This is a genomic window from Microvirga roseola (assembly GCF_020866965.1).
Classification (GTDB): domain Bacteria; phylum Pseudomonadota; class Alphaproteobacteria; order Rhizobiales; family Beijerinckiaceae; genus Microvirga; species Microvirga roseola.
In genome coordinates, this window is record NZ_JAJATX010000100.1 from 1 (window position 1) to 8,947 (window position 8,947).

Below are 8,947 nucleotides of genomic sequence, written 5' to 3' on the forward strand. Positions count from 1 at the left end.
CCCTCAGACGGGATGAACAACCTCCTCAGATCTCACAGCTAGGCCCGTCCCCAGTCCCAGGTGGGTGCGTCCGGTCATCAGCATAGCGAAGATCAGCACCGGCCAGTGCCAGAGATAGAACGAGAACGAGACTTCGCCCAAGGCCACCAGCGGTCGCGAGGCAGTACCCGGTCGGCCCCGAACCGCAGCCCGCCCCCACCCGAGATTAGTACCAGGGCCGAGCCGACGGCCGGCCACAGGGCGGCATAGCCTGAAAGGCCGCGGATTTGGGAAGCACGAATCCGCAGCTGACCACCAGCAGCAGCCCGGTCCAGCCGGCCAAGCCGCGCACCACCGGCGGCAGTGTCAGGCGCGGCAGAACCGTGGCCAGGAGGCCACCGAGCGCAAACTCCCACACTCGGGCGAGGGGGTCGAAATAGGCTGGGGCCGGATCGCGCGCGGTTTCCACGACAGAATAGGCAAGCGAGGCCAGGAGCACGGCGGCGAGCACCGCGATTAAGAGCCCCCCGGCGGCACGCAGGTGCTTGGCGGCGAAGGCGGTCGTCAGCAGCAGGAAGGGCCAGACGGCATAGAACTGCACCTGGAGCGATAGGGCCCAGAACTGCTGCACCGGGCTGGGTGCCTCCTCGCGAGCGAGATAATCGACCGGGCTCCTCATGAGCTTGAGATTCTCGAGATGAACGGCGCTGTAGAAAGCCTCAGCCAGGAAGCCGGCTTGGCGGGTCTGCGGCAGCCAGAGCAGGGCGGCCAGAAGTGTAAGCGCCAGGATCAGATAGGCCATCGGGGCAATGCGCTTGGCGATGCGGCCCCAGAAGGCGAGAATGTCGATGGTGCGGCTCTTCTGGAGTTCGCGGTAGAGCGACCCGGTGATCAAGAAGCCGGAGATGACGAAGAACACGTCCACGCCGCCTGAGACGCGCCCGCCCCAGATGTGAAAGCCGGCCACCAGCAGCGCGCCCATGGTGCGGATGCCTTGAATCTCGGGACGGTAGGTGCTGGATCTCCGTGTGGTCGCATTGGCCATCAGTTCAACATTCTGGGCTCGGGGGCTCCACCTCCTCAAAAGGCTTAGCCGGGCAAATCAATGCTTCGCAAAGAAAACCGAACATCTAAAATGAAACACAATTACGTAACTGTCAATTGGGCATCTGACACATGGAGTTCTTACTTGGAGATTATAAAAATAGTCACACAGGAACCCAGTTCGTCCTTCTGCTAGTCGCCTCAATCGGGTCGCCGACGCCAATCTATCCCGGTACCGTGGATTTGGCATCCGGCTGCACCCCTAACACCGTCACTCGGACGCGTGAGCCGGCACCAGCGAGAGCGTGCCAGAGGGAGACAGCTGACCTGCTGTCCACCAGAACGGGTCGACAGCGCGGTGGCTTGGACCCGGAGGATGCAGGCGCCTCCGGGTCCAAGCCCGCTTTTCTGAGCGAAAGCCAAGGATGGACAGCCGCACCAATTGGGTGAAACCCATGACTGATGACATCGATGAGGCTACCGCCATTCCCCAACTCTGGCTGGATGTTCTCCGGCGGCCGTCGAACNCCAAGGATGGACAGCCGCACCAATTGGGTGAAACCCATGACTGATGACATCGATGAGGCTACCGCCATTCCCCAACTCTGGCTGGATGTTCTCCGGCGGCCGTCGAACCTGTCGGGGACATCGGGGCCACTCCGCTCACCTGGGGCGGCCAGCACACGAAATGGACAGCGATACGCGGGGTTCGGACGCGATGGATGGGTGTCGCGTAGCACCACGGCAAGTCCCTGCCTTGTGGGATGCGGGCTTCAGCATCAAACACGCCAATTTCATGTCTGCGGTGAAGGAGACCATTCCCTCGGGTTGATCGGGATGGTCAGCAGGTTCGGATCGACGGTCTCAATAAGCCGGTAAAACGCAACCGCGTTCACACGGTCCTCAAATGGTACCCCTAGCAAGACCTCCCAAATCGCCCGGGCGTTGAAGGGAATAAAGGCTTGGGCATAGAAGTCCCGCTCCAGCATGGAGACACCATGCCAGGCAGCCATGCGGTGTTCCCAATAGAATTGGTCAAACGGATCAAGGATGCCACGGGCGGCGTTGAAATCGCTCGTTGCGATGAAGTCCTGGAAGGCTTCCTCTGCAGCCCTGTTCCACCCCTGGCGGATTTCGGCCTCGTGCTTTTCAGGGTTTGGCATGGAGGACACATACAGCGCTCGCATGGCTTTTGCCGAAATCGGTGGAGATGGATTCTTCATCCGGATCACAACAGCTCTTGCCAAAGCCCGCATTGCCGCAAGTGCTCCTTTGCTCCCTGTCCAGGGTTCCTTCAGAGACATCAGCGGGGTTTTTGTCATCTTGGCATAGAAGGCTCTCCCGATCTCCAACAGGTTTGCAGTGATCGCAGCGCTGTCTTTGTCGCCAAACCACTCCGCAAGCGGCTGTACCGCATGGAAGTGGTGGCGGGCATAGGTGGCCAGCTTGAGCGCGGACAGCGTCTCACCTCTAGGCTCGGAAACCCGTATAGCCGAGTGCTTGACCCCCGCTGCGTGAGCAAGGTCGGATGCAACGGTGGTATCACGCACTGCACCCTTCCCGCCGCCATAGGTATAGGTTTCGAATGGCACTCCGCTGTGGAGCACAGCAGCCAGCATCGCCCGACTGTCGAGGCCAGCGGTCAGCGCCAGCCGGATGGGGTGCTTTTCCGCGACCTTTTGGATGGCCGTCGAAGCCCACTCCAAGACCAGGTCGGCCGCCTCTTTGGGCATGCGTGCGGAGAGCTTTGCGCCAGGCCAAAAGCGGCGCACACCTGCTCGTGGATGATGAGAGTGTACGGGATGGAGGCCTGTTCCACTTGCCGGCAGATCGATCAACGTGTTCGGCGTCAGGAGCTTGACATCGGCGAAAGGCGTCCTGTTGCCCGGAAAGCCGTAACGAAATGGGAAGTCGAGTGTCGGCTCACTGGCCGTCGCCAACCGCGCATGCGACGCGATCACCTGAAAATCGGATCTGTAAAAAATAGTCCGCATCGCAGTGGCATCGGACAGGATGCGCAGACCGTTCTGGTCTTGGATGAAAACGGCATAGCGTCCACATAGATAGTCCAGAGCCTCATAGAAATTCGTCTGCCCGAGAGCATCAAGAAGCCAGAATGCCGGATCTGAGATCTCAGGCCTAATCCCGACGCAGAGGCCAAGAATCGTGATCGAGCCCCGCCCGTCGGCGGCATGACAAACGGCCAGATCTTTACAGGCAAAGAGATGTTCTAGCGGCCCTGAAATGTAGCCGCCGGGAAGATCGACCGGACTCTGGCTCCAGAAAAAGCCGCGTGGAAACTGCTGCATGCGCCGCTCCTGTTTCGAGCCCTGATGATGGGGGAAACCGGCAGGCTCATGCTGCCCGCCCTGTACACAGGCCCGGCAATGCTGCGCCTGTTTCAAAGGGATCAAATTTAGCTCACAACCGCTCTAGCCTCTGTGTCCTTCTAGGTACAGCCAGAGCTCCGCAAGTCAGGCACTCTTCTAAAGTCTAAGTGGAGGGGCTGGTGTAGGCCCAGAGCCGACTTCCCGCTATCTCCGCTGCTTTGCATCTTTAAGTTGCTGGGTGCGCAATTATCAAGCTTATAATTGTGAGATGCTGCAAGCGCTCATTTTTGGCAGAACGAACCCACCGATCCCCACGGACTGCCCGGAAACAGCCGACCTGCTCAGCGCCCTCGCTACCAAACTCCTCGTGTCGTCCGCCCGATCTTTTCCCACTCTCGCCGGTTATCCCTTCTGCCAAGCCGCAGGAGGATCGATGGATACGCGTGGGGAGATTCTGGATTGCCTGATTGTCGGGGGAGGGCCGGCGGGGTTGACGACGGCTTTGTATCTAGCCCGGTTCAAGCGCCGGTTCTTGGTAATCGACAGCGGATCGCCGCGGGCGGCCTGGATTCCGACGAGCCACAACATCCCGATGTTCGCGGAAGGCATTTCGGGCAAGGACCTCGTGGCCCGGGCGCGCGAAAACCTGGAGCAGTACGGGGACTGCATCGTATCCGGTACGGTGACGGGGCTGCGCAAGCAGCCGGACCGGTTCATCGGGCTCATCGAGACGAGCGAGGGCGGCACACGGCAGATCGCTGCCCGGCGGGTCATGCTGGCGACGGGGGCGGTCGATATCGAGCCCGACCTGCCGAACCTGCCCAACGCGGTCCAGAGCGGCCTCGTCCACTATTGCCCGATCTGCGACGGCTACGAATCCCGGGACCAGAAGATCGCCGTCATCGCCTATGGCGCCCACGGGGTCGGGGAGGCGGTCTTCATCGCCCGCACCTATTCGGACGACGTGACCCTGCTCACCCTCGGCCAGGCCCTGGAACTCGCTCCGGAGCAGCAGGCGAGGCTCGATGAGCACGGCATCAAGGTCGTCGAGGCTCCGGTCGAGGCCCTCGAGCTGGAGAATGACCGTATCGCGGCTCTCCATGCCGGGGGCGAGGAGCACCGCTTCGACGTGCTCTACTCGGCGCTCGGCCTCAAATACCGCACGGATCTCGCCCTGGCGCTCGAGGCCGAGCATGACCCCAAGGGCAGCCTCATCGTCGACGGCCATTGCCAGACCAGCGTGAAGGGGCTCTATGCCGCGGGCGACATCGTCCGGGGCATCGACCAGATCGTGGTGGGTATGGGCCACGCGGCGCTGGCAGCCACCCACATCCACAACCACTGCGAATTGCCGACCGAGGACGAGCCTGGCGGGGCGTGAGGTCCTTTAGGCCAGCGCCTTCGCCAGCAGCGGCAGGCTCACGTCCAAGCGGTAATCCACCGAGAAATGGTCGTCGTGGAACTCCTCGTAGGTGTGGGGAACGCCGGCGGCCTCGAGCTTCCGGTGCAGCTGCCGGGAGCCATAGACCATGTTGTACTGGTCGATGTCGCCGCAATCGATGAAGAGGGCCTTCATCCTGCGCAGGTTCTCCTGGTATTCGGGGGCATCCGCCATGCGCAGCGGGTCCCAGCGCAGCCAGTTGGCCCAGCGCTCCTCGATGATTTCGCAGGTGTCCATCGTCACCGGCAGTCGGATGCCGCAGAACTGGCTCGGGTCGGGGTCGAAGCTCGCGGCCTGGGCCAGCAGCATCAGGGTGTGCCAGTCCTTGTCCTTCGCCTTGTGGCCCTTCTCGAACTTGCCGAGGAAGGCCTCGATGGACATGCCGCAATCCAAGAGGTGGCGCAAAGCCCCGCCGAACTCGCCGAGATTGTAGAGGTAATCGAAGCCCACATCGCCCGAATGGGAGGCTGCGGCAGACCAGACCGCGCCGCCATGCCGCAAGGCATGCACGAGGGCCCCGAAGCCGCCGGAGCTCTTGCCGAAAACGCCGCGCCGCCCCTCGCCGCCGCAGCCGAAGCGCTCCTCGATGGTGGGCAGCATCTCGCGGATCAGAAAACTCTCCCACGGGCCCATGGCCGCGCTGTCCACATACTGGTTGCCGCCGAGCCGCGTGAAGCAATCGGGGAAGGCGACGGCGACCGGCGGCATGGCTCCCGTGCCGATCAGCCGGTCGAGCCGCTCGGGAACGTTCTCGCCGTAGTTCTTCCAGTTGGTGTGGGCAGGGCCCCCGGCCGTGTAGCCGACGAGATCGACGAGGAGGGGCAGGCCCCGCCCGTCATGGCCCGCGGGCACATAGACGTCGACCCGGCGCCGGGCCGGGTCGCCAAGGAGATTGTCCTGAAGGAGCCTGCCGTCGATCCAGAGCTGGTGGATGGTGCCGGCCGGCACGTCGTGATCCTTGCGCATGGTCTCGTCCTCCTCGAAGCCCGGCCAATGATGTGACTATCAAACCGGCAGGTGTCCAGAAGCTGGGCTGTTGCGGCCGTTAATAAGTCCTTACCCCACCTAGCCATTCCACCGTTCCCGGGTCTACGGTGAAATCTCACGCGTCATTGCTTGGGGGAGTGAGAATGACCGACAGTTTCTTTCCTAAATGGACCTTGAAAACCGAAGGGGCCATCATGCCGGACGAGCGCATGCCGACCGGCCAGATGGTGGTGGTGGGCCTGCAGCACGTGGTCGCCATGTTCGGGGCAACGGTGCTGGCCCCGATCCTGATGGGCTTCGACCCGAACGTCTCGATCCTGTTCTCGGGCATCGCGACCCTGCTCTTCTTCGTGGTGGTGGGCGGCCGGGTGCCGAGTTATCTCGGCTCGAGCTTCGCCTTCATCGGCCCGGTGCTGGTCGCGACGGGCGCTGCGGTCGGCTCGCCCAACCCGAACATTCCGCTGGCGCTCGGCGGCATCATCGCGGCCGGCGCGCTCTATTTCCTCATCGGCCTTGTGGTCCAGATGGCGGGGCACCGCTGGATCGAGCGGCTCATGCCGCCGGTGGTGACCGGCGCCATCGTCGCGGCCATCGGCCTCGTGCTCGCGCCGATTGCGATCAACAGCGCCTCCGGCATCACGCCCGACAACCAGGCCGGCACGGCCTTCGCGCGCTGGATCGCGCTCACCACCGTCGTGGCGGTAGGGCTGGTGGCGGTCTATGCGCCGGGCATCTGGCGCCGCCTGCCTGTGCTGCTCGGCGGGGCCATCGGCTATCTCGCCTATTACATCAGCGCCAACGTGCTGGGCTACGGCACGCCCATCGACTTCACGAAGATCGGGGAGGCGGCCTGGTTCGGCCTGCCGACCTTCCAGGCCCCCGTCTTTGAGATGCAGGCGATGAGCCTGATCGCGCCCGTCGCCATCATCCTGGTCGCCGAGAACCTCGGGCACATCAAGGCCATCGGCGCCATGACCGGCCGCAACCTCGATCCCTATCTCGGCCGCGCCTTCATGGGCGACGGCCTTGCCACCATGCTCTCCGGCGCGGGCGGCGGCACGGGCATGACGACCTATGCCGAGAACATGGGCGTCATGGCGGTCACCCGCATCTACTCGACGCTGGTCTTCATCATCGCCGCCGGCTTCGCCCTGGTCCTCGGCCTCTCGCCGAAATTCGGGGCCTTCATCGGCACGATCCCCGGGCCGGTGCTGGGCGGGCTGTCCATCGTCGTGTTCGGCCTCATCGCCGCCACCGCCGGGCGCATCTGGGTCGAGAGCCGGGTGGACTTCTCCAACCCGCGCAACCTCATCACCGTGGCGGTGGCGCTGGTGCTCGGCGCGGGCAACTTCAAGCTCGATATCGGCGGCTTCACGCTGGACGGCATCGGCACCGCCACCTTCGGCGCGATCATCCTGTATCACGTCCTGCGGATTGGGCCCGTGGCGGCTGAGCGCACGCAGCCCGCCGAATAGCCTGAGAGCTCAGGAACACGCCTACCGAGCCCGCGTTGAGCCTCAACGCGGGCTTCCCTTTTCTGGCCCGGCCTCCCGGCCGGCCCGGAGCCCGCATCGTCTCTCGAACAGCGGATGATGCCATGAGCTCCCAAGAGAACCAGACCCTGCCTCCCCAGCAACAGGACCGGCAGCCCGGCCTCGAGACCGAGATGCACCCGAAGCCGGATTACGAGCCGCGCTATCCCGGCAGCGGCAGGCTCCAGGGAAAGACGGCCCTCGTCACCGGCGGCGACAGCGGCATCGGCCGTGCGGTTGCCGTGCTCTTTGCCCGCGAAGGCGCGGATGTCGCCATCGTGTACCTGAATGAAGGCGAGGATGCGCAGGAGACGAAGCGGCTCGTGGAGCGGGAAGGGCGCACATGCCTCACCATCGGCGGCGACGTGGGCGAGCCCGGCTTCTGCCGCTCCGCCGTGGACCGGGCCATCCAGCAATTCGGCAAGCTCGACATTCTCGTCAACAACGCCGCCGAGCAGCATCCGAAGAAGGAAATCGACGAGATCTCGCCCGAGCAGCTGGAGCGCACCTTCCGCACCAATATCTTCGGCTATTTCCATATGGTCCAGGCGGCCATGCCGCATCTGAAGGAGGGGGCCTCCATCATCAACACCACCTCGGTGACGGCCTATCGCGGCAGCCCACAGCTTCTGGATTACAGCTCCACGAAGGGGGCCATCGTGGCCTTCACGCGCTCGCTGGCGAAGAAGCTGGCGGAGAAGGGCATCCGCGTGAACGGCGTTGCGCCGGGCCCGATCTGGACGCCGCTGATCCCCTCGACCTTCCCGCCGGACAAGGTGAAGCAGTTCGGCGCGAACACGCCCATGAAGCGTCCCGGCCAGCCCAATGAGGTCGCTCCCTCATTCCTGTTCCTTGCCTGTGCGGATGCCTCCTACATCACCGGTTCCGTCCTTCACCCGAACGGCGGCGATCCCACGGAATCCTGAGCCAAGGAAAAAGGGCGGCTCCGGAGGAGCCGCCCTTTTCGCATCGGAGATCTTCCGATCAGCGTCGCCTGCGAACTCTCACAGGAATGGGCGCAGGCGCAAGAGCCGTCGCCATAAAGAAGAGCATGAGCGCGGCGAGGGAGCCGCCGACCAGGAAAAGAACTTCAGCAATGGCCGACTGAGACGCCAGACCGGTCACAGCGGACAGGATAGTAACTGCGGCAAAAATAAAAAATGCACGAAGGGCCACTGCACGGGTCATCAAATCTGCCTCCAAAGTCTTTTAAAAAACGTGCAGGCATGAGGCGAGTTCCATACTCGTGCTTGGCGCAAGAACTACTTTCAATCACGAATCCATGTCTGTCCGAGTAAGTCCAGGGAGCGGAACTTCACGGTTATGCTTGGCGTTGATCGGTAGACGTCGGCCTTATGGTCGATCCAGCATTATGCGAGGTAACGTTATGCTCGGTTGGGCAGTCACATTTCTCATCATCGCTCTGGTCGCGGCCCTGTTCGGTTTCGGCGGCATCGCCGGCACTGCGGTCGAGATCGCGAAACTGATCTTCTTCGTCGCCATCGTCCTGTTCGCCATCTCCGCCGTCATCGGCCTGCTCCGCGGCCGGAATTCGATGTAGCGATCACCGCGTCCACGGAGATCGGAACGCCGCTCCACTCGGAGCGGCTTTTGCTTGTGTGCCGAGCATGTTC

The 8,947-nt window shown here is 63.1% G+C and carries 8 protein-coding genes; 4 read left to right on the top strand and 4 right to left on the bottom strand.

All coding sequences use genetic code 11. The features are described from left to right. Nucleotides 1–205: 205 nt before the first annotated feature. Nucleotides 206–1,024 carry an acyltransferase family protein gene (locus tag LG661_RS23720; protein WP_230534458.1) on the bottom strand — a complete coding sequence of 273 codons (819 nt, stop codon included), beginning with the start codon at nt 1,022–1,024 and terminating at the stop codon, nt 206–208. A 793-nt stretch (nt 1,025–1,817) separates the two neighbouring features. Continuing rightward, nucleotides 1,818–3,332: a hypothetical protein gene (locus tag LG661_RS23725; protein WP_230534459.1), complete on the bottom strand. Its 1,515-nt coding sequence runs from the start codon at nt 3,330–3,332 to the stop codon at nt 1,818–1,820. Nucleotides 3,333–3,786: 454 nt separating this feature from the next. Between LG661_RS23725 and LG661_RS23730 the strand changes: the two genes are divergently transcribed. After that, entirely contained in the window at nt 3,787–4,734 is a 948-nt protein-coding gene (locus LG661_RS23730; RefSeq protein WP_230534461.1) for an NAD(P)/FAD-dependent oxidoreductase, read from the top strand. 6 nt (nt 4,735–4,740) lie between these two features. Here the strand turns inward: LG661_RS23730 and LG661_RS23735 are convergent, their stop codons facing one another. Continuing rightward, nucleotides 4,741–5,760 carry an alpha/beta hydrolase gene (locus tag LG661_RS23735; RefSeq protein ID WP_230534462.1) on the bottom strand — a complete coding sequence of 340 codons (1,020 nt, stop codon included), beginning with the start codon at nt 5,758–5,760 and terminating at the stop codon, nt 4,741–4,743. A gap of 164 nt (nt 5,761–5,924) precedes the next feature. Here LG661_RS23735 and LG661_RS23740 point away from each other — a divergent pair, with 164 nt between their 5' ends. Continuing rightward, nucleotides 5,925–7,256, top strand: a complete 1,332-nt coding sequence (locus LG661_RS23740) for a solute carrier family 23 protein (RefSeq protein WP_230534463.1) — start codon at nt 5,925–5,927, stop codon at nt 7,254–7,256. 122 nt (nt 7,257–7,378) lie between these two features. Further along, nucleotides 7,379–8,239, top strand: coding sequence for an SDR family oxidoreductase (locus LG661_RS23745; protein WP_230534464.1), 861 nt, complete (start codon nt 7,379–7,381; stop codon nt 8,237–8,239). Nucleotides 8,240–8,297: 58 nt separating this feature from the next. On the opposite strand, the gene LG661_RS23750 is transcribed toward LG661_RS23745, so the two are convergent. Next, on the bottom strand, nt 8,298–8,501 hold the full coding sequence (locus LG661_RS23750; RefSeq protein WP_230534466.1) for a hypothetical protein: 204 nt from the start codon (nt 8,499–8,501) through the stop codon (nt 8,298–8,300). A gap of 199 nt (nt 8,502–8,700) precedes the next feature. On the opposite strand from LG661_RS23750, the gene LG661_RS23755 reads away from it, so the two are divergent. Next, nucleotides 8,701–8,874 carry a DUF1328 domain-containing protein gene (locus tag LG661_RS23755; RefSeq protein WP_230534467.1) on the top strand — a complete coding sequence of 58 codons (174 nt, stop codon included), beginning with the start codon at nt 8,701–8,703 and terminating at the stop codon, nt 8,872–8,874. Nucleotides 8,875–8,947 lie beyond the last annotated feature (73 nt).